This window comes from Amycolatopsis sp. (assembly GCF_035276945.1).
Lineage (GTDB): Bacteria > Actinomycetota > Actinomycetes > Mycobacteriales > Pseudonocardiaceae > Amycolatopsis_E.
In genome coordinates this window covers 1-24166 of record NZ_DATELF010000024.1, presented here as the reverse complement: position 1 = coordinate 24166, position 24166 = coordinate 1, and the positions used below count along the sequence as shown (strand labels likewise).

The following is a 24166-nucleotide window of genomic DNA, read 5'->3' as shown; positions in this document are numbered from 1 at the left end:
GGCTCACGCCGCTTCGGCCACTCGGCCGGTCACGGCTTCGTAGTGGCCGACCAGTTCCGCGCACACCGCGGGCCAGGTCCGGCCGAGCACCACCTTGCGCGCCTTCTGCCCGAGCCGCGCCCGCAGCGCCGGATCACGCAGATCGTCGATCCGGCGAGGCAGTTCGGCGGCGAACCCCGCCCGGTCGGCCGGGAGCAGGTAACCGGTGCGGCCGGGTAGCACGAGATCCCGCGGGCCGCCCGCGTCCGGCGCCAGCACCGGCAGCCCGGACGCCATCGCCTCCTGCACGGCCTGGCAGAACGTCTCGTGCGGGCCGGTGTGGACGAAAACGTCCAGGCTCGCGTAGGCCGCCGACAGCTCCTCGCCGTAGCGCGCGCCAAGGAACGCGGCGTCGGGAATGCGCTCTCTGATCAGGTCCAGTTCGGGCCCGTCGCCGACGATGACCACTCGCACCCCGGCCATCCCGGCCAGTGCCGCCAGCCGGTCGACCTCCTTTTCCGGGGCGAGGCGGCCGACGAATCCGACGAGCAGTTCCCCGTTGGGCGCGAGTTCGGCCCGCAGTGCCGGATCCGCGTAGGCCGGTGAAAACCGCTCGACATCGACTCCGCGGCCCCAGCGGTGCACCCGCGGCACGCCATGCGCCCGCAAGTCCTGTACGGACTGCGTGGACGGAGCGAGGGTGCGGTCGGCCCTGCTGTGCAGTCGCCGCACCCAGCGCCAGGCCGCCCGCGCGCCAAGACCGAGGCCGTACGCGGTCGCGAAGCCGGCGATGTCGGTCTGATAGACGGCGATCGACGGAACGCGAAGGCGCCGCGCGGCGGCCAGTCCCCGGGCGCCGACCACGACCGGCGACGCCAGGTGCACCACGTCCGGCCCGAACGCCGCCAGCGTGGTGAGCACGGTTCTGGTCGGCAGGCCGACCGGCAGCGAGTTCACCACGGGCAGGTCCACCGCCGGAATCCGGACCACCGGGGCGCCCCGGTATTCCGTGGGCCCGGTCAGCCCGGGGGCGACGACCAGCACGTCGTGGGCTCGCTCGCGCAGGTGTTCCACCACTCGGAGCACGGAGTTGGTCACGCCGTTCACCTGCGGGAGGAAGCTTTCGGTGACAATGGCGACTCGCACAACACCGACCATGACATTCGGCGCGTTACCGGCGCACCTACTCGCAGGTGAACTCTTCGGGGTTCGGCGGATTAATCGAAAACAGGAAGTTGGTTCTTCATCTCCCCGTAGCGTTCCGGACACTCGGCGCGGCCACACTCGACGGGCGTGACCCTGCTCTCCGCCCGCCCCGCCCAGCCGGTCGAACCTGGCCTGCTGTCGCGCGCGCTCGAGGTTGCCGGACGGCTGGCCAACGAGGCCACCGACGTGATCACCGCGACCGCGGGCAGAGGCGCACATCCGGAGACCAAGGACTCCCCCTTCGACTGGGTCACCGACACCGACCGGACCCTCGAACGGCACACCCGCCGGGTGCTGACCGCCGAGTTTCCCGGGATTCCCGTTGTGGGCGAGGAGTTCGGGGCCGACCTGGGCGCCGGTGACGCGCCCTACCGTTGGGTGGTCGACCCGGTCGACGGCACCGCGAACTACGTCGCCGGAATGCCCTGGTGCGCCTACAGCCTCGCGTTGATCGACGCCTACGGCCCAGTGGTCGGGGTGGTCGCCGACCCGTACCGCGCGCAGATCTACGCCGCCGCCCGAGGTCGGGGCGCCCGTGCGAACGGGAAGCCCATGCGCCTGGTCGACCGTGGCCACACCGAGAGCGCGATCGTGTGCACCGAACTGGCCCGCAAGGGACCGTGGCCGGGAATGGGCGAGTTCATCCAGCATGCCGCCGGAGCGCACGCGGGGGTGCGGGTGCTCGGCTCGGCGGCCCTGTCGATCGCGCAGGTCGCGCTCGGCCACGCCGTCGCCGCGGTGCTGCACAGCTACCACGAATGGGACGTGGCCGGTTCGGTGGCACTCGCCATCGAGGCCGGAGCCGTCGTGCTGGACCGCCGCGGCGAGGACACCGCGTTACCGGCGGACGGGCTGCTCGTCGCCGCCCCGAGCGCCGCTGAGCAGGTTCTTTCCTGGTGGCAGAAGGCCGCCTCGGCCACGGCTGCCTGAGCGGTTCGGAACCACGCGTAGGGTTCGTGCGTCGGAGGCACGACTCTGGAGGGAAACCGATGCTCATCTACGGCTGGCGGAAGCGCGTCCTGCACCTGGCGACCGCGACCTACCTTTGTGGACAGTGCCACAACCCCACCGCGCACGCGTTGCGCCGGGCGGTCACGAAGTTCACCCTGTTCTTCATCCCGCTGTTCCCGATCAGCTCCAAGTACTTCACGGTGTGCACGTTCTGCGGCGCGACGAACCAGCTGAGCAAGGCCGAGGCCCAGCAGGTCCTCGCCGTCCAGCAGTCCCCGGCGCATCAGCCGCAGGCGCCCGCGCCGCAACCGCGGACGCCCCAGTACCTGCAGCCCGGCTACCCGGCGCCCGGCGGGCTCCCGCAACAGCAGCCGCCGTTCCCGCAGCAGCCACCCCACCCCGGGCGGTAACTCTCCAGGTCGTGCTTCAGAAGCGGCGGAGCCGCTTGCGGTGCGGCACGCGCTATGAACCGGCCACGGTCGCTGGTTCCCGCACCGCGGCCACCGCATGGGCGCGGTGCCGGATCCACCACAGCAGGCCGCCCGCGACCAGCCAGGTGATCAGCAACGTCGTGCCGAGGGGCAACAGGGTGAGCGTCGCGGTGCGGCCGGCGACCCGCGCCAGCTCGGGGTTCGCGGTGTCGTACTCGATCCGCACCAGGTCGCCCGCGACCAGGCCGGCCGGGTAGAGCACGCCGTTGGCGGGGATGTGCACGATCCCGTCGGGGGTTTCGAACCGGATGATCGTGCGGTCGAAGGACACCGAGTCGACCTGGGCGTTCGCCGTCCCGAGGTGACCGGTGATGGCGCTGTCGTTGCGGATCGCCGCCAGCAGCAACCCGACACACACCACGCTGACCAGCACGGCGACCGCGAACACGACGCGGCGGCCGACCTTCTGCCGCCGCTCGTGGTTCGTCGTCACACGACCGAGCATAGCCACCACGATCGACGGGGTCCGGGGGGCAAGCCCCGGACCCCGTCACGGTCAGTACTGGTGCGCCGCCGCCAGCAGTTCGTGCGTGCGCTCGATCCGCTGGTACGACTTGGGCTCCTTGGCCTGGGCGGTCGAGAACGTGGTCGCGCTGGTCCCGTTCGGGCCGACCGCGGGCTTGCCCATGGTGAACAGCCAGGTGTTGAACAGGTCGTGCAACGGCTTTCCGGAAATCCGCTCCGACAGCGCGATGAAGTCGTTGATCCGCGCGGCTCCACCCCGGTGCGCGGCCGTCCACGTCTTGAGGATCGTGAAGAACGCGTCGTTGCCGACGGCGGTGCGCAATGCCTGCAGCGCCAGCGCTCCCCGGTCGTACACGGCGTCGTCGAACTGGTTGGCCGCGCCGGGATCACCGGGCAGCACCTTCCAGAGCGCGTCGTCGGCCGGGCGCGAGTCGTAGATATACTGGGCGAGTTCGGCCGGGGTGCCTTCGCCTTCGTGCTCCGACCACAGGTACTCGGCGTAGCTGGCGAATCCCTCGTTCAACCAGATGTCGCTCCACCTGCCCAGCGACACCGAGTCGCCGAACCACTGGTGCGCGTTCTCGTGCGCGATCACCGAAGTGTTGCTCCCGGCCAGGAAGAACTTGTCACTGTAGACCGGGCGCGTCTGTGCCTCCAGCGCGAAGGTCAGCCCCGTGGACACCACGCCGCCCTGGGCCTCGAACGGGAAAGGCCCGAACTGGGTCGCCAGGAAAGCGTCGATCTCGGGGGTGCGCTCGACGCTCGCCTTCGCCGCGCCCAGGGAGTCGCCCGTGGCCGGGTCGTACGCGGTGATGAACGGCTTCCCGTCCGGCGTGGTCGACTGGTTGACCTGGAAGGCACCGATCTCGAGCGTGGTGGCGTAGGTGTTCTGCGGCTGCGTGCTGCGCCACCGCCACCACGTCCAGCCCGCCCGGTACTTGTTCGTGGCAAACGTCCCGTTGGACAGGGCGACGACGTTGTCCGGCACCTCGACGGAAACGTCGTAGGTGGCCTTGTCGGTCGGGTGGTCGTTGGCCGGATACCACCACTGGGAGTTCTGCGGTTCGTCCACGGCCAGCGCGCCGTCGGGGGTCTTCTTCCAGGCGGTGTAGCCGTCGATGACGACCTTCGACGGAGTGTCGGCGTAGTTCACCACGACCGTGATGGTCTGGTTGGCCGCCAGCGGCCTGGCCGGGGTGACGACCAGCTCGCCGTTCTCCTTCGGGTCCACTTCGAACGACGCCGGCACGTTGTTGACCAGAACCGAGTTGGTGTGCAGCCCGAAGTCCAGGTCGAAACTGGACAGTTCCTGGGTGGTCTTCGCGAGGATCGTCGTGGTGCCCGCCAACAGGTCGGTGGCGGGCTGGTAGGTCAACCGGATGTCGTAGTGCGACACGTCGTAGCCGCCGTTGCCCGCATAGGGGTAATACGGGTCGCCGACGCCGGACGCTCCGGCGGCCGGCGCGGCGCTCGCGGTGGAGGTGAACAACATGATCGCGAGGCCGGTGGAGATGGCTCCAACACTCGCTCTGGTTCTCGGACGCATGGGGCAGAACCGTATCCGGCCAGTGGTCAACCTGATACGGCCATAAGGAGGTTTCTTACCACCTGGACGGGGATCGATGGTAGTGACCACTCCGACCAGCCGCCCGGCTGCGCGTCAAATGCCCCAGGTACCGTCGAAGCAGTTGGTAGACCTCGTCGCGGGTCGAAATCGTGATCACAAGGATGACCAGTCGGCCATCATCGATCTTGTAGCACACCCGGTAATCCCTACGCGAATCCGCCACACATCGGCCAGGCCGGTGATCGGCTTGCGGCCATGCGGACGCGGCTCGACGGCCAGGTCCGCGCCTTTGATTGCCTCCGCGTGCTTTGGTTGAGAACGCGCAAGCTTGTCGAGGATTTTTCGCGCAGGTCGGAAGAGGCTGATCGAAAGGTCACTCAGATGTCCCGCAAGGGAGTGCCGCCGGACGAAGGGCTCCGCCTGATCGTTGCCATCGGCGAGTTCGGCCAGTGCCGCGCGCGGCTTCGATGCCGATGAGTTCTTCGAGGTCCTCGAGTGGTTCGGCGGCGGCCGCGGGCACCACGGCTACCGTGCGCTTGCCGTGCTTGGTCGGATGGACCGTTTCACCGCCGTACCCGACGCGATTCGCCACAGGACCGAGTTCTTCTCGCGCGGCGCTCACTGATCACTGTCTACCTGTACAAGATGTACACCTGGACAGTGATCGGGCCTAGCCCAGGGCGGCGGCGACCGCGGCGCGGACGCGAGCGTGCAGGTCCCGGTGCCGTGACCGGTCCACTCGCACCTCGACGACTTGGAGGCCCGGCGCGGGCCGCAGCGCCTCGCGAAACTCCTCGCGCGTCCGGGCGAGACTGTGCGGCACCCCGAAGCCCTGGCACAACGCACCCAGTTCCGCCCCGTGCGGGGTGCCGAAAACGCGTTCGAATGCCTCACTGTGCTCGGGCGCGCCCTGCTCCAGCAAGGAAAAGATGCCGCCGCCGTCATCGTTGAGCACCACGATGGTCAGATCCGGCCGGGCGTCCGCCGGACCGGCGAGCAGACCGTTCACGTCGTGCAGGAAGGTCAGGTCACCGACCAGCGCATAGGAGTGCCCGCGGTGCACGCTCGCGGCCCCGATCGCGGTCGACACCGTGCCGTCGATACCGGCCACTCCGCGGTTGCGGTGCACCAGGACGTCCGGCCGGAGGCCCCCGGCCAGCGCGACGTCGCGTGCCGGGTTGGACGAGCCGACGACCAGCAGCGCGTCCGGCGGCAACGCGTCGACGAGTTCCGCGGCCAGCCGCAGGCCGGTCGGCCATGGTTCGGCCGCCAGCGCGGCGCTCACCGCCGCCAGCGCCGCCCGGTCCGCACGCTGCCAGCTCGCCAGCCAGTCCGGGTCGGCGGGCTTCGACGGCTCGTCGAACCACTGGCCGACCTGCCGGACGTTGTGCGCGGGCGCGGGCCAGTCCGAGTCGGGCCGCACCAGCAGCACCTCGACCTCGGCGTCCGAAAGCAGGGCCTGCACCTGCCGGAACACCGTCGGCCGCCCGATGCACAACACCTGCTCGGGCTTGTGTGCCGCGATGAACTTCTCCGCACCCAGCAGCCAGGCGCCGCTCGCGATCGCGCTCGACCCGGACAGCCCCAGCCCGCCGGTCTCCGACACCACGGGCCAGCCGTGCTGCTCGGCCCACTCCCCGGCCAGCCGGACCCCGCTGTCGCACGCGACGACCAGCCCGCACCGCGCGGAAGGCACCACGGACGAAGGCAGCGCACCGAAATCGGGCAGTTCGGTCCAGCGTGCGCCACCCGGCCTGCCGTCCAGCGATTCGTACCATTCCGGGTCGCCGTCCGGCACCAGCGGCTCGCGGAACGGGATGTTCAGGTGGACCGGCCCGCCCCGCCACTCCCCGTAGGCCGCGTTCCAGGCACGGCAGATCTGGCTTCGCCAGTAAGCGTTCTGCCCGGCCCGGCGTTCGGCGACCGCGAGCTCGTCGAAGTACCGCACCGCTCCGCCGTAGAGCCGCTGCTGGTCGACGACCTGGTTGGCGCCGGCCGCGCGCAGCTCGGGCGGGCGGTCGGCGGTGAGCACGATCAGCGGCACCCCGGCCCGGTCGGCCTCCAGCACGGCCGGATGGAAGTTCGCCGCCGCGGTTCCCGAGGTGCAGACCACCGCGACGGGCCGGCCGGTGCGGGCCGCGATCCCGAGCGCCAGGAACGCGGCGCCTCGCTCGTCGATCCGGACGTAGAGCCGCAGCCGTCCCGCGGTGGCCGCTTCGTGCAGCGCGAACGACAGGGGCGCGTTGCGGGAACCGGGGCAAAGCACGACATGGGAGACGGTGTTGCGAACAAGCTCGTCGACGATGACGCGTGCCTGGGCGGTCGACGGGTTCACCGGCTGCTCCCCGATCGTGGAGTCCGTTGCGTCACGCGGTTCTCCTCCTGAGCGCCTGCCCCAAGCTTGCCCTCGCGCCTACGTCGTAGGCCACATCCGTTGCCGTTGCTGGTCGGCCTATTGTCCCAAAGGTGCATGACAACCGCGTTTCCGAACTGTTCGACCCGACCGTGTGGACCGAGGTCGAGGGTTTCGGGTTCACCGACATCACCTATCACCGCTCCGCCGAGGCCCGCTCGGGTAAACGCGTGGTCCGCGTCGCGTTCGACCGCCCGGACGTCCGCAACGCCTTCCGGCCGCACACGGTCGACGAGCTCTACCGCGCGCTCGATCATGCCCGGATGAGCGCGGACGTGGGCTGCGTCCTGCTCACCGGGAACGGCCCGTCGCCGAAGGACGGTGGCTGGGCCTTCTGCTCCGGTGGAGACCAGCGTATTCGCGGACACGCCGGCTATCAGTACGCCAGCGGCGAGACCTCCGACACGGTGGACCCCGCGCGGGCCGGCCGGCTGCACATCCTCGAGGTGCAGCGGCTCATCCGGTTCATGCCGAAGGTGGTGATCGCGGCGGTGCCCGGCTGGGCGGCGGGCGGTGGCCACTCGCTCCACGTGGTGTGCGATCTCACGCTCGCCTCGGCCGAGCACGCCCGGTTCAAGCAGACCGACGCCGACGTCGGCTCGTTCGACGGCGGTTACGGCTCGGCCTACCTGGCACGGCAGGTCGGGCAGAAGTTCGCCCGCGAGATCTTCTTCCTTGGCCGCACGTACTCCGCCCAGCAGATGCACGAGATGGGCGCGGTGAACGCCGTCGTGCCGCACGCCTCGCTGGAGGCGGAGGCTCTGCGGTGGGCGTGGGAGATCAACGGCAAGTCGCCGACCGCGCAGCGGATGCTCAAGTACGCGTTCAACCTGATCGATGACGGGCTCGTCGGCCAGCAGCTGTTCGCCGGTGAAACCACCCGACTGGCGTACATGCAGGATGAGGCCGTCGAGGGCCGCGACGCCTTCCTGGAGAAGCGCACCCCCGACTGGTCCGCCTTCCCGTACTACTACTGACGGCTCGAACTTTCCCAACTCACCCCTACCGCGAGGGCGACTCGCCGAACCCGTGTAGTTCGCGCTCAACCGAGGGTCCAGGTGCCCTCGGTGGCTTTCATGTACGCGAATTTCGCGCCGTTCGCGGCCACGAGGCACCAGGCGATCGTGCCCCGCCAATGACTGACGTCCAGACCGTGCGTCGTGACAGCCGCGGTCGAGTCCGCTGTGGACATCGTGCGCATCGTCGGGTGGCAGCGGATCACCGGGACTTGTGCGCGCCGGGGGTGGAGCCCAGGTATTCGGTGTCGGGCTTTTCCCCGAACGGCTGGCGGTCGTTCGCGATTTCGCCGTTTGCCGCACTTTGCCGGTTTCCGGCGCGCCGGTCGCCGCGGGCGTGCGCCTGATTTCACCAGCGCGCGCTGTGGACACCGGGTCTCCCCGGTTATTCGGCCGAAACGAACAGTCGGCGGTGAACGCGGAACCCCGAATCGCGTTGCACGAATGGACCGGCCTCGCCGGTACCCTGAGCCACGGAGGAAGCGGTGCGCGAAGTGTGGATGACCGGACCGGAGTCCGTGGCCGAGTTGAGCCGGGCGCTGGCCGACGCCCTCGACGGGGGACCGGCCGTGCTACCGCTCGACGGGCGTGACCTGTCAGCGGCGAAGCTCCGGGACGCGATGGCCCCCGGGAAACCGGTCGAGCCGGATACCGCGGTGATCATCGCCACTTCGGGGTCCGCCGGGCACCCGAAGGGCGTGTTGCTTTCCGTGGGCGCGCTCGGGGCCTCCGCCGCGGCGACCCACACGCGGCTCGGCGGTCCCGGCCGGTGGTTGCTCGCCACGCCCGCCCACTACATCGGCGGCCTGCAGGTGCTGGTCCGCTCGCTGCTGGCCGGAACGACGTGCGAAGTCGTGCCGCCGGGACCGTTTCGGGCCGACACGTTCGCCGAAGCCGCGGCGCCCGTCCTGAAGTGCGACGGCCCGCGTTACACCGCGATGGTCCCCACCCAGCTCACCCGCCTGCTCGACGCGGGAGGCAAGGGACTTGATGCCGCACGCGCCTTCGACGCGATCATCATCGGCGCCGCGGCCACTCCCCCGGTGCTCCGTGAGCGGGCGGCCGAGGCCGGGGTGCGGATCGTGCCGTCGTACGGGATGAGCGAGACCGCCAGCGGGTGCGTCTACGACGGCGTTCCGCTCGACCGTGTCGAGGTGGAAATCGCGGCGGACGGCCGGATTCTGCTGTCCGGGCCGATGCTGGCACATGGCTACCGGCTGCGCCCGGACCTCACCGCCGAAGCCTTCGCCGACGGGTGGTTCCGCACCGGGGACGCGGGCCGGTTCGAGGACGGCAGGCTGACCGTGCTCGGCCGGATCGACGACGTGATCAACACCGGCGGCGTCAAGGTGTCCGCGGCGGCGGTGGAACGCGTTCTCACCGATTGTGCCGGGGTGCGGGACGCGTGTGTGGTCGCGTTGCCCGACGCGGAATGGGGACAGATCGTCGCGGCCGCCGTCGTCGCGGACCGGCCCGATCCCGAACTGCTGTGCGCGGCGGTCCGGGCAGGTCTCGGGGCTGCCGCCGTGCCGAAACGCCTGGAGTTCGTGGACGGGCTTCCGCTGCGCGGCCCGGGCAAACCCGACCGCTCGGCCGTCGCCCGGATTTTCCGCTCCACCAGTTGACACGGCGCGGGCGAACCGTGTTCATTCGGGCCATGAAACGTGCCCTGCTCACGGCCATGATCGGGGTCCTGCTGGGACTTTGGGAGATCCCCGCCGCCGCCTCGGCCGACGAATGTCCCAACAGCGGAACCCTGACCTGGGCCCAGCCAGACCATCGGTGACCGTTCCCCCAGAATGGGGACATGGCGACGGTGACGGAATGGATCGAGGGAGCACGGCCACGCACGCTGCCGAACGCGGTGGCGCCCGTACTGGCCGGAGTCGGCGCGACGATCCAGTTGGGGGCGTTTTCGTGGTGGCGATCGCTGCTCGCGCTGCTGGTGGCGTTGTCGCTGATCGTCGGGGTGAACTTCGCCAACGACTACTCCGACGGCATCCGCGGCACCGATGAAAACCGCGTCGGCCCGCTGCGGCTGGTCGGTTCCGGCGTGGCCGCGCCGAAGACGGTGCTCGTCGCGGCGCTGACCTGCCTTGGCCTCGCCGGAGTGCTCGGCCTGGTACTGGTCGCCGCGACCGGCAAGTGGTGGCTGCTCGCGATGGGCGCGTTGTGCATCCTCGGCGCCTGGTTCTACACCGGCGGCAAGAAACCGTACGGCTACGTGGGTCTCGGCGAAATCGCGGTGTTCGTGTTCTTCGGACTCGCGGCCGTGCTCGGCACGGTCTACGTACAGGCAGGCACGATCAGTTGGCCCGCGCTCGGCGCCGCGGTCGGCATCGGCTGTTTCTCGACCGGCGTGCTGACCGCCAACAACCTGCGCGACATTCCCACCGACCGCGAGGTGGGCAAGAACACGCTTGCCGTCCGCCTCGGCGACGCGAGCACACGCCGGTTCTACCTGACGCTGGTGACGGTGCCCTTCGTCATCACCGTCCTGCTCGCCCTGGCCCACCCGCTCGTGCTGATCGCGCTGGTCACCGCCGTCCTGCTGGTTACGCCGGTGCGAGTGATCATTAGCGGCGGTACCGGGCCGCGGCTCATCCCGGTGCTGCGGGACACCGGCCTGGTCATGCTCGCCTGGTCCGCGTTCACCAGCCTTGCACTGGCACTGTCCTGACAGCCAGACGTCGGCGGACCACAAACCGTGTGGTCGCGGTGTTCACCCGGTCCAAACGGTGTGGACAAGGTGCGACGTCCTCATTGGCTCATTGGCCGTGGCTCACTTCGGCCAGCGGCCGGTGCGGAGGAACTCCTCCATCAGGGCCAGCTGAGGGCCAAGATCCAGACCCTGCTCGGCGAGCCATTCGTCGTTGTAATACGTATTCGCGTAGCGCTCGCCGCCGTCGCACAGCAACGTGACCACACTGCCGGCCTGCCCCTCGGCGAGCATCCGGGCGATGAGCTGAAAGGCGCCGTAAAGATTGGTGCCGGTGGAGCCCCCCGCCCAGTGCCCGGTGTGCTCACGCAGCACGCGGATCGCCGCCAGGGAACCGGCATCCGGAATGCGCAACATTTCGTCGATCACGCCGGGTACGAAGGACGGCTCCACCCGCGGCCGCCCGATCCCCTCGATCCGCGACGGCATGCCGGTCGAGTAGTCCATCGCGCCGGTCTCCCAGGCGCCGTAGAACGAGGAGTTCTCCGGGTCCACCACCGCGATCCTGGTGGTGTGCCTGCGGTAACGGACGTGGCGGCCGAAGGTCGCGCTCGTGCCGCCGGTGCCCGCGCCCACCACGATCCAGGCGGGCACGGGATGCCGCTCGGACCGCATCTGCGCGAACACCGATTCGGCGATGTTGTTGTTGCCCCGCCAGTCCGTGGCCCGCTCGGCATAGGTGAACTGGTCGAGGTAGTGACCGCCGACCTCGGCGGCGAGGCGCTCGGCCTCCCCGTACATGTCCGGCGCGATGTCGACGAAGTGACATTTGCCACCGTAGAACTCGATCAACGCGACCTTCTCGCGGCTGGTCTTGCGTGGCATGACCGCGACGAAGGGCAGGCCCAGCATGCGCGCGAAGTACGCCTCGGAAACCGCGGTCGAGCCGCTGGACGCCTCGATGAGCGTGGTGCCGGGGCCGATCTGACCGTTGACCAGGCCATAGAGGAGCAACGACCGGGCGAGGCGGTGTTTGAGCGAGCCGGTCGGGTGCACCGACTCGTCCTTGAGATAGAGGTCCACACCCCATTCCTGGGGGAGCGGGAAGACGTGGAGGTGGGTGTCGGCGCTGCGGTTGGCATCGGCCTCGATGCGCCGGACCGCCTCACGCACCCAAGCCCTCACTCCTCGCCTCGCAGTTGTGCCCTCAGCTTGGCGCGCTCGCGGGCACGGCGCTCGTTACGCGCGGCGAGGCCGGCCGTGACACGGGCGTTGAGCCCGCGCAGGGTGAGCAACCCGACCGGGAGGCCGACCACGACGGCGACGGCGAGTGCCACCAGCAGCGGCACCTTGACCAGCACCAGAACGGCCGCCACGACGGCGATCAGGCCGAACCGCGCGAGGATGTAGAGCGTCAGGTCACGAGCCAGGTGCGGAGTACTCACAGGTCACGAGATTACGCGTCCGGGTCGATCTCGCTGTTGTTCGGCCGTCCCTCGAAGCGGGTGGACAGCACGACCGTGGTGCGGGTGCGGGCCACCCCGTCGATGCGGCGCAGGCTGTTCAGCGTCTGCTCGAGCTCGTCCACCGTGGCCACCCGCACCTTGACCACGAACGCCTCGTCGCCGGCCACCGCGTAGCAGCTCTCCACCTCGGGCAGTTCGCCGAGCGCCCCGGCCACGTCCTCGTTCGCCGCCGTCTCGGTGGGATGGATGCCGACCAGCGCGGTGACGCCGAGACCCACCATGCCGGGGTCGACCACCGCGTGGTAGCCCGTGATCACCCCCGCGGCCTCGAGCTTGCCGACCCGCTCGTGCACCGAGGACGCGGACAAGCCGACGGTGCGGCCGAGTTCCGCGTAGGTGGCCCGGCCGTTGACTCGTAACGCCGCGATGATCCTGCGGTCCAGTGCGTCCACGGACCCACCCTAGGCCGCGCTTGAAAAGGCCTGATGGTGACACCGACGGCTGGGCGATTTGTCCCTTACTACCCCTTTACTCTTCCACAACCGTTCGAGTACCCGCCGGGTGAGATGCCACGATTGCCCCGTTGGCAGGCCCGGGACCAACTCGGGTCTAACACAGAAGTCGTGAAGGAGGCGGAAAATGACCTCGACCATCGGAGGGCGGCTGCTCACGCCCGGCGAAGTCGCCGCGCTGTTCCGCGTGGACCCGAAGACCGTGACGCGCTGGGCGACGGCGGGCCGGATCGGCTCCATTCGTACCCCCGGCGGCCACCGCCGGTTCCGCGAGTCCGAGGTGAACGAACTGCTCGCCCAGCTCACCACGGACGCCAGCGAACCGGCTCGCTGACTTCCCGTGAGGTCACCTTGGGGGCATCCGACGCCGTTCACGGCATCCGATCCCCCCAAGGTGGCCTTGCGGGCCATGATCCGGGGGTCCGGGGGCTCACCCCCGGTCGGGGCGGTGTCGGTGCCAGCCTCATAAGGCCCGGAGGGGATGTCCCCGAACTGCCACGGAAGGGTTACCCTCGTGGACAGTCAGTTCGCGGCATTCGGAAGGAGCGAGCATGATCTACGCGCTCGCAGCGATCGGAGCGCTCACCATCGCTGTCCTGTTGTGGCGGGCCTTCGGTCCCGAACAGGTCGGTGTTTCGGCACGCCGCGCCCCGGTAGCGCCGGACGACGACCCGGACTTCCTCCGCAAGCTGTCGGAGGAGCAGCGCCGCAAGGACGAAGAATCCTGAGTCAGTGTCCCTTGAGCGGAAACGCGTCGGCCATCGCGGCGGCGAGTTCCAGCAGGGCCGTTCTTGTCTCCGGCGACAACCGGTCGAGTTCGATCTCGGCGCCTTCTTCCAGGTGTGGATCGAACGGGATCTGACATACCGCTCTGGTCCGCGCGGCGAAGTGGGCGGCCAGCCTCTCCAGATCGACCGAACCCGCCCGCGGGCGCACCGAATTGATCACCGAGATCGACCGTTGGACCAGGTCACCGTAGCCGTGCGCGTCCAGCCAGTCGATCGTCGCGGACGCGCTCCGCGCGCCGTCGACCGATGAGGAAGACACCACCACCAGCGCGTCGGCCAGGTCGAGCACGCCCTTCATGGCCGAGTGCATCAGCCCGGTCCCGCAGTCGGTGAGCACGATGTTGTAGTAGTACTCCAGCAGGTTCACCGTGCGTAGGTAGTCGTCCTCCGAGAACGCCTCGGACACCGCGGGGTCCTGTTCGCTGGCCAGGATTTCCAGCCGGCTGGCACCCTGTGACGTGTAGGCCCGGACGTCGCTGTATCTGGTGATCTTGTCGGCGTCGCGCAGCAAATGCCGGACCGTCGCCGTGGTCTCGATCGGGATCTTCTGCGACAGCGTGCCGCGGTCGGGGTTGGCGTCCACCGCGATCACCCGGTCGCCGCGCAACGAGGCGAAGGTCGAGCCGAGGATGGTGGTCACCGTGGTCTTGCCCACCCCGCCCTTGAGGCTGAGCATGGCGATCTTGAAACACCCGCGCAGAGGCTGGTTGACCCGCAGCACCAGTTCCCGCTGCAGGCGTTCGGCCGGGCTTTCGCCGGGGTTGACCAACTTGCCGGTGCCCAGGTAAAGGGCCTTGCGCCAACCCGACCGCGGGGCGCGCTTGGGCGGGCGGATCGGTTGGTGGATGCCGCCCGCGTTCTGCCGGGGCCGCGAGGGCTGTGGCAGCGGTGGGTACGGCGACTCGGGCACGAGCGGCAGCAGCATTTCCTGGCCGGCGTAGGCGCCCCCCGGTAACTGGGCCCCCGGGGGGCCGGGATGGGACGTCGAGTCGGTGCTTTCCTCTGAGAAGTAGGGATCGGGTTGACGCGGATCCGCCATCAGCCGACCCCGGCGTACGAATGCAGCCCCGTGGTGACCAGGTTGACGAAGAACAGGTTGAACACCATCACGGCGAACCCCAGCACGTTGATCACGGCCGCCCTGGTTCCGCGCCAGCCCGCCGTCGCCCGCGAGTGCAGGTACGCGGCGTAAACCACCCAGGCGACGAAGGCGGTCGTCTCCTTGGGGTCCCAGCCCCAGAACCGGCCCCAGGCCGACTCCGCCCAGACGGCGCCGCACAGCACCCCGAAGGTGAACAGGGGGAACGCCAGCACGGTCGCCCGGTAGGCTACGCGGTCCAGCACGGCGGCGTCAGGCAGCTTCGGCGCGAACCGGGCGAAGCGCCGTTCGTCACGCTCGTGTGCCGATCGGATGAGGTAGCAGATGCTGGCGACGCCGGGCACCATGAACACGCCGGAGGAGATGATCGCGGCCGAGACGTGGATCCACAGCCAGTAGGACTGCAACGCCGGCTGGACCGGTGCGGCGACCGTGTAGAGCGCGGTGCCGCCGACGAACATCAGGATCACGACCGGCAGCAGCATGAACCCGGACAGGTGGCGCACCGGGAACTTCCTGAGCACCACCAGCCAGGTCACCACGGCGATGAAGGTCACCGCCATGATGTACTCGTACATGTTGCCCCACGGCACGCGATGCGTCGCCAGCCCGCGCAGCAGCAGCGCCGTGACGTGCAGAAGCACCCCGAGCACGGTCAGCGAGACGCCCATCCGGCCGATGCGCTCGGCCCGGCCCCGCACCGGACGCACGGGTGCCGGCGGCGGTGCCTCCACGGGCGCACCGGCCCCGACCAGTTGGCGGGCACCGGACCGTTCGGCGGCCAGCCGGCCCTTGGCGCCGAAGGACTGCTCGATGAGGAAGAACACCAGCGCCAGCACGTAGATCGCCGTCGCCGTGGTGTAGGACCAGTCGCTGTACTGGGACAACGTCTCGTTCACCGGCATGCCTGATTCTCCCTCTCCCCATCCGTCCCGGGCTTGTTTTCCCTGGTGAGACACCCTGCCGACGGGTCAGCGTACGCCCTGCTCAGCCCTTGGCGGGGGTGCCGCCCCCAGACTTCGTCGCGGCATCCGCTATTCGGTGGAACTCCTCGCCATAGCCCGCCTGGTCGGTCCGGGCCAGCCCGCCGACCTGCACCACGGTACCGCCCTCGCCGGCCGGGGCCGGGCTCACCCGAATCCACACGCGCCGCCTCTTGATCAGCAGCGAGGCACCCAGCCCGAGCAGCATCGCGACCGCGAAGACGAGCACGTAGTCCTGGGTCGGATCGTGCGAGACCTGCAACGACACCCACCGCTCGACACCGTCGAAGCCGACCTTCGTGCCGTCGTCGAGAGTGATGGCCTGGCCCACCGCCAGGTTCTCCCGCGCCACCCGCTTGAGCCTGCCGTCGTCCACCATGGACTGATCGATCTCGAAGATCGACTGGCTCCGCCCGGAATCGAGGCCGAGATCACCGCGCATCACGTCCACCGCCACCATCGGGCCGTTCAGCTGGGGCGCGGTGGAGGTGAGCACGCCCTCGTGGACGAACGGGGTCGGCGCGAGCAGCCCGGTGACCGCCAGCTGTTTCGTACGCCGCTCGGCCGCGTCGGTGATGCCGGGCGGGTCGAACTTCGTCGCGCCCTCGGCGAGCATGGTGCTGGGATCGGTCGTCCGCCACTGGATGGTCTGGGTGCGCTTCTCCCCGTTGGGATAAGTGACCGTGAACGTGGGCGAGTAGCCGTTGCCGAGGAGGTAGACGCGGTCGCCCGCGGTGCGCAGCGGCGAATTCACCTCGAGCAGGTAGGGCTTCCAGACGTCGTTCCGCAGGTCCGCGCCGGACTGGTACTCGATGTGCGACTGGTAGCCCACCGGTTGGTTGGCCTCGGTGTACCGCGCGGAAAAATCGTCGACCTTGACGCAGAACGGGTTCAGGTCGGTGCCGTCGACACGCAGGCCGGGCGAGAACGAGTCATAGTTGAGGATGCCGGAGTTGCAGAACTGAGAGCCGTCGGCCTGCACGATGACCTGGCCCTCGTAGCTGTACATCTTGCCCAGCGCGAAGGCGATGATCAGGCCCAGCATGGCGAAGTGGAACACCAGGTTGCCGGTCTCGCGCAGGTAGCCGCGCTCGGCGCTGATCGTGCGGACGCCGCCGTCCTCGTCGCGCTCCGCCGTGCGCCAGCCCTTCAGCCGCGCGCGGGCGGTTTCGAACACCTTGTCCGGGCTCGCGTCGAGACGGGCTTCGTGGAAATGCGGCATGCGCGAGAGGTTGCGCGGGGTGAGCACCGGCTTGGCCCGCATCGACCGGACGTACTCCAGGCTGCGCGGCGCGAGGCAGCCGACCAGCGACACCATGAGCAACAGGTAGATGGCCGAGAACCAGACGCTGGAATAGACGTTGAAAAACTGGAGGCGGTCGAGCAGGGTGCCCCACCAGCCGTGGTCGGCGATGTACTGCTCGGTCTTCGGCGGGTTGAGCGTGCGCTGGGGCAGCAACGCTCCCGGCATCGCGGCCAGCGCGAGCAGGAAGAGCAGGATCAGCGCCGTCCGCATCGACGTCAGCCCGCGCCAGGCGTTGCGGGCGAAGGCGACAGCGCGTCTCGCGGGCGTATCGCGGTACGCGGGCTGGGGCGGTGTAGCGGTGGTGGTCACAGCGGCAGCACCGTGTCCGTCACGACGGCATTGCGCAGCCAGCCGACCATCTCCGCCCACAACCCGGTGACCAGCAGCGCCCCGACCACGATCAGCAGCCCTCCGCCGAAAACCTGCACCCGCCTGCCGTTGCGGCGCAGCCAATCGGTGGCACGCACGGCCCAGCGCGCGCCGAACGCGATCAGCACGAACGGCAGGCCAAGGCCCACGCAGTAGACGAGCACCAGCAGGAAACCGCGCGCCCCCGCGGTCCCGGTCGCTGTCGCCAGCGCCAGCACCCCGGACAGCGTCGGGCCGATACAGGGTGTCCAGCCGAGCCCGAACACCGCGCCGAGCAGCGGCGCACCGAGCAGCCCCGCGCGCGGCACGCGGTGGGCCCGTACATCACGTTGCAGCCACGGGACCAGCCCGAGGAACACCAGGCCCATCGCGATGGTGACCACCCCGCCGACGCGCTGCAGCAGATCCTGGTTACCCAGCACGGCATCCGCGAGCCAGACCAGGCTCCCCACCCCGGCGACGAACACCACGGTGAACCCGAGCACGAACAACGCCGCCGCGCCCACCACCGCGAAGCGGCCCTTCTTGCGCTCCTCGTGCACGCTGACCGCGGGCGCATCGGCACCGACCAGAGCCGCGAGATACGCGAGGTAACCAGGCACGAGCGGAACCACGCACGGCGAGGCGAACGAGACGGCACCGGCGAGCAGGGCCACTCCGGCGGCGAGCAGCAGCGGCCCGGAGGTCGCCAGCTCGGTCACGGAGTTCACCTTGCTGAGCGTAGGCAGTGAACTTCGTGTGAAGTCAGTTGGGGCAGCGCGGAAGCTGGTCATCAGGACATGCGCCCCGACCGTCGCGTGACGATGCCAAGCGCGCCCCTGGGATTACTCCTTCGCGAGCTTCTCCACGAGCGGGAGCACGTCGGAGGCCAGGATGGAGCGCAGGTAGACCGCCGCGACGCGCTGCTGCTTGTCGAGCACGATGGTCGACGGGACCGCGCTCAGGGGGTAACCGTTCAGCTTCAGTAGGCCCCGCCCCGGGGGGTCGTAGATCGACGGGTAGGTCAGGCCGCGGTCCCGCACGAAGTCCTGCGGCGCCGACCGGTCGAAATCGCGGACGTCGTAGCCGAGCACCTGCACGCCCGAGGCCTGTCCCCGCTGATGGAGCTTCTCCAGCTCCGGCGACTCGGTCCGGCACGGGGCGCACCACTGGCCCCACAGGTTGAGCACCACGACCTTGCCGGTGTAGTCGGCGACCGAGATCTGCTTGCCGTCGTTCATCAGGTCGTCGCCGGACAGCTTGGGAATCGGCTGCCGGTTGCTGTCGTAGGTGATGTCGGTCTGCCCCCCGGGCGAGACGAACTGGAAGTCGCCGCCCTGGGAAACCGCGTCCTTCCCGGTCGAGCAGCCGGCCAGGGCCAGCACGGCGCCCAGGGCCGCCAGCAGCCTTCTCATGCGCCCGTCACCTTGGGATCGCCTGCCCCGGCAGGCTCGGAGTAGACGATGTCGACCAGTTCCTCGTCGTTGAAGACCAGGCTGGTCAGCGAGGCCAGGGAACACTGCCGTTTGCGGGGGTCGTGCCACAACGTCTTCGCTTCCAAAAACCGCCGCAGCGTCCAGATCGGGAGCTGGTGCGACACGCACAACGCCTCGTGGCCGCTGGCCGCCGCACGCGCCCGGTACACCGCACCGAGCATCCGGTGCGCGATTTCCACGTACGGCTCGCCCCACGACGGGAGGAACGGGTTGTACAGCTTCGGCCAGTACCTCGGTTGCCGAAGCGCGCCGTCGCCGACCGAGACGCGCTTTCCCTCGAAGACGTTGTCCGCCTCGATGAGCCTGCCATCGGTGTGCACGTCGAGCCGGTGTGCGGCGGCGATAGGGGCAGCGGTCTCCTGGGCCCGCTCCAACGGCGACGCCACCACGTGCGTGATGTCGTGTCCCGCGAGTGTTTCGGCGACGAGCAGTGCCTGCCGCTGTCCCCGCTCGGACAGCCGGAAACCGGCCAACCGCCCGTACAGGATCTGATCCGGGTTGTGTACTTCGCCGTGCCGGAGGAGGTGGACGATGGTGGTCACCGGCCGGCCTCCACCGCCGCCTGAGCCGCCGCCGGCAACGCCGCTTTGATGATCTCGAACGCGGCGTCGTCCATCGCCGCGTTGACGAACCAGGCCTCGTAGGGACTCGGTGGCCCGTACACGCCCCGATCCAGCAACGCGTGGAAGAACGGCGGGAAGCGCCAGGTGTCCGTGCCCCTCGCGTCGTGGTAGTCCCGAACGGGCTGCTCGCTGAAGAACACGCTCAGCAGATTCCCGGCGTACGCGACGTGATGCGGGACGCCCGCCGCGTTCAGCGCCTCGGTGAACAACGCGCCGAGACGCTGCGAGTTCGCGTCCAGTGCGCGGTAGACGTCGTCATCGGCCGCCCGCAACGTGGCCAGGCCGGCCGCCACGGCCACCGGGTTCCCGGACAGCGTCCCCGCCTGGTACACCGGGCCGGTCGGCGCCAGCCTGACCATCACGTCGGCCCGCCCGCCGAAGGCCGCCGCCGGCAGCCCACCGGACATCACCTTGCCGAAGGTGTAGAGGTCACCCGGCACGGCTTCCAGGCCGAACCAGCCCGCGCGCGAGACCCGGAAACCGGTCATCACCTCGTCCATGATCAGCAGCGCGCCGTGGTCGTGGGCGAGTTCCCGCAGGCCCGCGTTGAAGTCGCCGACCGGGGCGACCGCGCCCATGTTCCCGGCCGCCGCCTCGGTAATGATCGCGGCGATGCTGTCCGGGTTCTCCCCGAAAGCCTTCCGCACGGCTTCGAGATCGTTGTACGGCAAGACGATCGTGTCCGCGGCCTGCGCTCCGGTCACACCGGGCGACGTGGGCAGGCCGAGCGTGGCCACGCCTGAACCGGCTTGAGCGAGCAACGCGTCGACGTGACCGTGGTAGCAGCCGGCGAACTTGATGATCTTGCTGCGCCCGGTGAACCCGCGGGCCAGGCGGATCGCACTCATCGTCGCCTCGGTGCCGGAGCTGACCAGCCGCACCTGCTGCACCGGGTCGACCCTGGCGATGATCTCCTCGGCGAGTTCGACCTCACCGGTGGTCGGGGTGCCGAAGGACAAGCCCGAACCGGCCGCCTCGCGCGCCGCGGCCACCACCTGGGGATGGGCGTGCCCGAGGATCATCGGCCCCCAGGACGACACCAGATCGACATAACGGTTGCCGTCGACGTCCCAGAGATACGGCCCTTCGCCCCGGACCATGAACCGTGGGGTGCCACCGACCGAATTGAAGGCGCGCACCGGCGAGTTCACCCCACCGGGAGTGGCGGCCGCCGCCCGTTCGAACCATGCCCTGGACTGATCGACTCCGTGCGTCACGACTGCCAGTCTCGCAGCTCGCAGAAGGAGCTGTCAGGCACCCTCGAGGTGGGCCTCCGGAATCCGGCGAGAGGGCACACGGACGGCGAGTATCGCTTCACGCGCGGCGTCCACCAGCAGGATCGCCGCCACCAGACCGAGCCCGATCGCGCCGGTCATCCAGCTGCCGACGAACCGGGTGGAGGTCAGCACGGTGCCATCGGACAGCGTGACCGTGAGCGTTCTCACGCCGAGATCCCAGAGCGGAACCGCGCCCCACACGGCGCCCGCCGCCAGCAGCACTTCGACGACCACGATCAGCGCGCGCCACGGCCGGTGCAGCCTCGCCGGTCTCATACCGTCGTCGTTCACGGCGACCAGCCTTTCACACTCCGAATCGCGGCGCGCAACGCTGCGCCCTCCCTCGCCCAGGCGAGCACGACCGAGTCGTCGTCCAGCCGGATCGGGATCTCGTCGTATTTCCGGGGCGCGCTCCAGCCACCGCCGAGCACCCGCGCGCCCGCCGGGAGACCGACGTCGGTCACCTCGGCGATCCGGCCGATAGGCAGCTCCTCCCGGCCCTGCCACAGCGCGGTCGGGGTGACGCGGACGGTGAAGAACCGTCGCCGCGCGTGGATCCAGGGCGCGGTGATCGCGGCGAGCCCGAGACCGGCCAGCACCCAGGCGAAGACGTGTACCGGCCCGCCGATGGCCCATTCGGCGAGCGCGCCGAGCACCGCGAACCCCGGCCCGTACAGCAGCGCACACCAGCTCGCGCCACGCTCCAGATAGTGGTCGGGGGCGTCCACGAACCGCCCCCTATCCGCGGCCGGCCTTCGGGAAGTAGGGCCATACGGCCGGCAGGTACATCAAGAGCAACGCGATGAGGCCGAGCAGCACGCTGAGCAGCCCCAGGTAGATCATGAGAAGGCCGAGGGTGAGCTGCAACAGCCCCACGACCAGCCACAACACGGTCAGCACCGTCCGCGCCGAACGAGTCCCCTGGCGGGCCTTGTAGGCGAACAGGCCGTACAGGAGGGCCACACACACGGCGCCGATCAGTGCGATCACGAGGATTCGCGTGGTGCCCGTCGCGATCATTTCCGGGGTGTACCTCGGGTCATGGGTGTTCTTCACGACCTGATCGACGATCTGCTGACGATACGCGAACACGTACGCGTAGTTGGCGATCGTCAGCAACGCCGAGACGATCCAGAGCCAGAACGAGATCGTGACCGGTCTCGGCGGCTTGGCCAAGGCGGGCGTCTCGTCCGCGGGGCTCGGCGCGCGAGGCGGCCAGAACGAGATCGTGGCCGGTTTCGGCGGCTTGGCCGGGGCGGGCGTCTCGTCCGCAGGGCTCGGCGCGGGAGGCCGGTCCTTGCCGCGACGCACGTCGTCCGATTCGTCTGGTGGGGTCACGACCAGAGAATACTTCGCCACACGGCGAGCCCGCGGATCGGCGGTGACCCTCAGTCCAGCCAGGCCGGGGCTTCCGCGGCCCAGTACGTCAGGATCATGTCCGCCCCGGCCCGGCGGATCGACGTCAGCACCTCGAGGATGGTGCGCTCCCGGTCCAGCCAGCCGTTGGCGGCCGCGGCCTCGACCATCGCGTACTCGCCGGAGATGTTGTACGCCGCGACGGGAACCGGGGACGCCTCGGCCGCCGCACGCAGGATGTCCAAATAGGACAATGCGGGCTTGATCATCACGGCGTCCGCGCCCTCGGCGACGTCGAGTTCGATCTCGCGCAGCGCTTCGCGGGCGTTTCCCGGGTCCTGCTGGTAGGTCTTGCGGTCACCCTTGAGCTGGGAATCCACCGCCTCCCGGAACGGGCCGTAGAAAGCGCTGGCGTACTTGGCCGAGTAGGCGAGAATGCCGGTGTCGGTGTGTCCGGACGCGTCGAGCGCGCCGCGGATCGCGCCGACCTGCCCGTCCATCATGCCGCTCGGGCCGAGCAGGTGGGCGCCCGCTTCGGCCTGCGCGACCGCCATGTCCGCGTACACCCGCAGCGTCGCGTCGTTGTCCACACCACCGTTTTCGTCGAGCACACCGCAGTGGCCGTGGTCGGTGAACTCGTCGAGGCACGTGTCGGCCATCAGCACGGTTTCGTCGCCCAACTCGGCCTTGAGGTCGCGCAGCGCGACGTTGAGGATGCCGTTCTCGTCGACCGCACCGGAGCCGACGGCATCCCTGTGCCGCGGCACCCCGAAGATCATCAGACCGCCGACGCCCGCCCGGACCGCGTCGACCGCGGCCTTGCGCAGCGAATCACGGGTGTGCTGGACGACGCCGGGCATGCTCGCGATCGGCCGCGGCGCCTCGGCACCCTCCGCGACGAACATGGGCAGGATCAGCTGGCGTGGCCGCAGCGTGGTCTCGCTCACCAGGCGCCGCAGCGCCGCCGTCGTACGAAGCCGCCGTGGACGATGTTCGGGAAACACGCCGTCGAGGCTACTCCCGCCCCGCGAGTCCCCCTCCCAGTGCACGCGAGTTCGGCTTTCGCGACGCGCGAGTTCCGACTTCGGGACGCCGCGAACGTGGAACCCGCGCGCGGTGAGTGTTGGGACTCGCGGCGCGAAACCGGTCAGGAGCGGCGGGTGCGCTTGGCCTTCCGGGGCGGGGGCAGGGTGCCTTCGGCACGGAGCTTGGCCGCGTGCGCGGCCAGCGCGTCGACCAGGTGCGGAACGTCCGCCTTCTCCGGCTGGACGTCCACGCGCAGGCCGAACTCCACCGCCGTCTCCGCCGTCTTGGGGCCGATGCAGGCGACCAGCGTCCGCGTGTGCGGCTTGCCCGCGATGCCGACCAGGTTCCGCACGGTCGACGACGAGGTGAAGCACACCGCGTCGAACCCGCCGGTCTTGATGGCCTCGCGGATCGGTGCGGGCGGCGGGGCGGCGCGCACGGTCCGGTAGGCGGTGACGTCGTCGATCTCCCAGCCGCGCTCGGTCAGGCCGGCGGCGAGGGTCTCGGTGGCGATGTCGGCCCGCGGCAGCAGCACCCGGTCGACCGGGTCGAGGATGTCGTCGTGCGGCGGGAACAGCTCGAGCAGGCCCTCCGAGGTGGAGCTCTGCGCCTCGTTCACGTCCGGCACCAGCTCGGGCACGATGCCGAACTCGCGCACCTTCTCGGCGGTCGCGGTGCCGACGCAGGCGATCTTGACGCCGGAGAAGGCGCGGGCGTCGAGCCCGAACTCGGCGAACTTCTCCCAGATCGCGCGCACCGCGTTGGTCGAGGTGAACACGACCCAGGCGTACCGGCCGTCGACCAGGCCCTTGACCGCGCGCTCCATCTGCGTGGGCGAGCGCGGCGGCTCCACCGCGATGGTGGGGACCTCCTCGGGGATCGCGCCGTGCACGCGCAGCCGGTCGCTCATCGCGCCGGCCTGGTCCTTGGTGCGCGGCACCAGCACCCGCCAGCCGTACAGCGCCCGCGACTCCCACCACGACAGCCGGTCGCGCTGCTCGACGGCGGTGCCGATCGTGACGACGAGCGGGCCCTCCAGGTCGGCGCCCTCGCCCGCCAGCTTCTCCAGCGTCGTCTGCACGGTCTTCTGCGCCGTCAGCGTGCCGCGCGCGGTGACAGCGACCGGCGTGCCGGCGGTG

At 69.8% G+C, this 24166-nt stretch carries 29 protein-coding genes; 8 read left to right on the top strand and 21 right to left on the bottom strand.

Annotated elements, in window-relative coordinates; translation table 11 throughout:
* Nucleotides 1–3 precede the first annotated feature (3 nt).
* Nucleotides 4–1125: a glycosyltransferase family 1 protein gene (locus VJT49_RS03230; protein ID WP_324163158.1), complete on the bottom strand. Its 1122-nt coding sequence runs from the start codon at nt 1123–1125 to the stop codon at nt 4–6.
* Nucleotides 1126–1272: 147 nt separating this feature from the next.
* Between VJT49_RS03230 and VJT49_RS03225 the strand changes: the two genes are divergently transcribed.
* Nucleotides 1273–2115 (top strand): inositol monophosphatase, encoded by an 843-nt coding sequence (locus tag VJT49_RS03225; protein WP_324163157.1) that lies wholly within the window; start codon nt 1273–1275, stop codon nt 2113–2115.
* 59 nt (nt 2116–2174) lie between these two features.
* A complete protein-coding gene (locus VJT49_RS03220; protein ID WP_324163155.1) occupies nt 2175–2546 on the top strand; it encodes a zinc-ribbon domain-containing protein in 372 nt (123 codons plus the stop codon).
* A 52-nt stretch (nt 2547–2598) separates the two neighbouring features.
* Here the strand turns inward: VJT49_RS03220 and VJT49_RS03215 are convergent, their stop codons facing one another.
* The 4 genes from VJT49_RS03215 to menD all read right to left on the bottom strand — a co-directional run bounded on the left by VJT49_RS03215 (nt 2599) and on the right by menD (nt 6994).
* On the bottom strand, nt 2599–3060 hold the full coding sequence (locus VJT49_RS03215) for a DUF3592 domain-containing protein (RefSeq protein ID WP_324163153.1): 462 nt from the start codon (nt 3058–3060) through the stop codon (nt 2599–2601).
* A gap of 63 nt (nt 3061–3123) precedes the next feature.
* Nucleotides 3124–4638 carry a M1 family metallopeptidase gene (locus VJT49_RS03210; RefSeq protein ID WP_324163151.1) on the bottom strand — a complete coding sequence of 505 codons (1515 nt, stop codon included), beginning with the start codon at nt 4636–4638 and terminating at the stop codon, nt 3124–3126.
* A gap of 394 nt (nt 4639–5032) precedes the next feature.
* Nucleotides 5033–5281 carry a hypothetical protein gene (locus VJT49_RS35020; RefSeq protein ID WP_414635797.1) on the bottom strand — a complete coding sequence of 83 codons (249 nt, stop codon included), beginning with the start codon at nt 5279–5281 and terminating at the stop codon, nt 5033–5035.
* Between the two features lie 48 nt (nt 5282–5329).
* Nucleotides 5330–6994 carry a 2-succinyl-5-enolpyruvyl-6-hydroxy-3-cyclohexene-1-carboxylic-acid synthase gene (gene menD, locus VJT49_RS03205; protein WP_324163150.1) on the bottom strand — a complete coding sequence of 555 codons (1665 nt, stop codon included), beginning with the start codon at nt 6992–6994 and terminating at the stop codon, nt 5330–5332.
* 131 nt (nt 6995–7125) lie between these two features.
* On the opposite strand from menD, the gene VJT49_RS03200 reads away from it, so the two are divergent.
* The gene (locus tag VJT49_RS03200) at nt 7126–8049 is read left to right on the top strand and encodes a 1,4-dihydroxy-2-naphthoyl-CoA synthase (RefSeq protein WP_324163148.1); all 924 of its coding nucleotides are present in this window, start codon (nt 7126–7128) and stop codon (nt 8047–8049) included.
* 65 nt (nt 8050–8114) lie between these two features.
* Here the strand turns inward: VJT49_RS03200 and VJT49_RS03195 are convergent, their stop codons facing one another.
* Entirely contained in the window at nt 8115–8264 is a 150-nt protein-coding gene (locus VJT49_RS03195; protein WP_324163147.1) for a GH25 family lysozyme, read from the bottom strand.
* Between the two features lie 309 nt (nt 8265–8573).
* On the opposite strand from VJT49_RS03195, the gene menE reads away from it, so the two are divergent.
* From menE to VJT49_RS03180, 3 genes are read left to right on the top strand one after another with little or no spacing between them, the layout of a single operon-like run.
* Complete coding sequence (gene menE, locus VJT49_RS03190; RefSeq protein ID WP_324163145.1) at nt 8574–9713, top strand: o-succinylbenzoate--CoA ligase; 1140 nt, start codon at nt 8574–8576, stop codon at nt 9711–9713.
* A 32-nt stretch (nt 9714–9745) separates the two neighbouring features.
* On the top strand, nt 9746–9874 hold the full coding sequence (locus VJT49_RS03185) for a hypothetical protein (RefSeq protein ID WP_324163143.1): 129 nt from the start codon (nt 9746–9748) through the stop codon (nt 9872–9874).
* A gap of 21 nt (nt 9875–9895) precedes the next feature.
* A complete protein-coding gene (locus VJT49_RS03180) occupies nt 9896–10768 on the top strand; it encodes a 1,4-dihydroxy-2-naphthoate polyprenyltransferase (RefSeq protein WP_324163141.1) in 873 nt (290 codons plus the stop codon).
* Between the two features lie 102 nt (nt 10769–10870).
* Here the strand turns inward: VJT49_RS03180 and VJT49_RS03175 are convergent, their stop codons facing one another.
* The 3 genes from VJT49_RS03175 to VJT49_RS03165 are packed head-to-tail and all read right to left on the bottom strand — an operon-like array spanning nt 10871 to nt 12665.
* Complete coding sequence (locus tag VJT49_RS03175; protein WP_324163139.1) at nt 10871–11932, bottom strand: PLP-dependent cysteine synthase family protein; 1062 nt, start codon at nt 11930–11932, stop codon at nt 10871–10873.
* On the bottom strand, nt 11929–12192 hold the full coding sequence (locus VJT49_RS03170) for a DUF4229 domain-containing protein (protein WP_324163138.1): 264 nt from the start codon (nt 12190–12192) through the stop codon (nt 11929–11931). The genes VJT49_RS03175 and VJT49_RS03170 overlap by 4 nt, the downstream gene beginning before the upstream one ends.
* Nucleotides 12193–12203: 11 nt before the next feature.
* Nucleotides 12204–12665 (bottom strand): Lrp/AsnC family transcriptional regulator, encoded by a 462-nt coding sequence (locus tag VJT49_RS03165; RefSeq protein ID WP_324163136.1) that lies wholly within the window; start codon nt 12663–12665, stop codon nt 12204–12206.
* Between the two features lie 187 nt (nt 12666–12852).
* Here VJT49_RS03165 and VJT49_RS03160 point away from each other — a divergent pair, with 187 nt between their 5' ends.
* Entirely contained in the window at nt 12853–13059 is a 207-nt protein-coding gene (locus VJT49_RS03160; protein WP_324163134.1) for a BldC family transcriptional regulator, read from the top strand.
* A gap of 217 nt (nt 13060–13276) precedes the next feature.
* Nucleotides 13277–13453 (top strand): hypothetical protein, encoded by a 177-nt coding sequence (locus VJT49_RS03155; protein ID WP_324163132.1) that lies wholly within the window; start codon nt 13277–13279, stop codon nt 13451–13453.
* A gap of 1 nt (nt 13454) precedes the next feature.
* Here VJT49_RS03155 and VJT49_RS03150 read toward each other — a convergent pair whose 3' ends face one another.
* From VJT49_RS03150 to VJT49_RS03095, 12 genes are all read right to left on the bottom strand, one after another.
* Nucleotides 13455–14552: a MinD/ParA family protein gene (locus tag VJT49_RS03150; RefSeq protein WP_324163130.1), complete on the bottom strand. Its 1098-nt coding sequence runs from the start codon at nt 14550–14552 to the stop codon at nt 13455–13457.
* Nucleotides 14552–15517, bottom strand: coding sequence for a c-type cytochrome biogenesis protein CcsB (gene ccsB / locus VJT49_RS03145; RefSeq protein ID WP_324163129.1), 966 nt, complete (start codon nt 15515–15517; stop codon nt 14552–14554). Before ccsB ends, VJT49_RS03150 begins: the two co-directional genes overlap by 1 nt.
* Nucleotides 15518–15599: 82 nt before the next feature.
* Entirely contained in the window at nt 15600–17210 is a 1611-nt protein-coding gene (gene resB, locus VJT49_RS03140) for a cytochrome c biogenesis protein ResB (protein ID WP_324163127.1), read from the bottom strand.
* Nucleotides 17207–17980, bottom strand: a complete 774-nt coding sequence (locus tag VJT49_RS03135) for a cytochrome c biogenesis CcdA family protein (protein ID WP_324163125.1) — start codon at nt 17978–17980, stop codon at nt 17207–17209. Before VJT49_RS03135 ends, resB begins: the two co-directional genes overlap by 4 nt.
* 114 nt (nt 17981–18094) lie before the next feature.
* Nucleotides 18095–18664: a TlpA disulfide reductase family protein gene (locus VJT49_RS03130; RefSeq protein ID WP_324163123.1), complete on the bottom strand. Its 570-nt coding sequence runs from the start codon at nt 18662–18664 to the stop codon at nt 18095–18097.
* The gene (locus VJT49_RS03125; protein ID WP_324163121.1) at nt 18661–19287 is read right to left on the bottom strand and encodes a histidine phosphatase family protein; all 627 of its coding nucleotides are present in this window, start codon (nt 19285–19287) and stop codon (nt 18661–18663) included. The genes VJT49_RS03130 and VJT49_RS03125 overlap by 4 nt, the downstream gene beginning before the upstream one ends.
* Nucleotides 19284–20585 carry a glutamate-1-semialdehyde 2,1-aminomutase gene (hemL, locus tag VJT49_RS03120; RefSeq protein WP_324163119.1) on the bottom strand — a complete coding sequence of 434 codons (1302 nt, stop codon included), beginning with the start codon at nt 20583–20585 and terminating at the stop codon, nt 19284–19286. Before hemL ends, VJT49_RS03125 begins: the two co-directional genes overlap by 4 nt.
* A gap of 33 nt (nt 20586–20618) precedes the next feature.
* A complete protein-coding gene (locus VJT49_RS03115; protein ID WP_324163118.1) occupies nt 20619–20936 on the bottom strand; it encodes a hypothetical protein in 318 nt (105 codons plus the stop codon).
* A complete protein-coding gene (locus tag VJT49_RS03110) occupies nt 20933–21373 on the bottom strand; it encodes a hypothetical protein (RefSeq protein WP_324163116.1) in 441 nt (146 codons plus the stop codon). Before VJT49_RS03110 ends, VJT49_RS03115 begins: the two co-directional genes overlap by 4 nt.
* A 10-nt stretch (nt 21374–21383) precedes the next feature.
* Complete coding sequence (locus VJT49_RS03105) at nt 21384–21983, bottom strand: hypothetical protein (RefSeq protein ID WP_324163114.1); 600 nt, start codon at nt 21981–21983, stop codon at nt 21384–21386.
* Nucleotides 21984–22033: 50 nt separating this feature from the next.
* Nucleotides 22034–23005: a porphobilinogen synthase gene (hemB, locus tag VJT49_RS03100; protein WP_324163113.1), complete on the bottom strand. Its 972-nt coding sequence runs from the start codon at nt 23003–23005 to the stop codon at nt 22034–22036.
* Between the two features lie 143 nt (nt 23006–23148).
* Nucleotides 23149–24166, bottom strand: a 1018-nt coding sequence (locus VJT49_RS03095; RefSeq protein WP_324163111.1) for a uroporphyrinogen-III synthase, incomplete at its 5' end; no start/stop codon positions are given.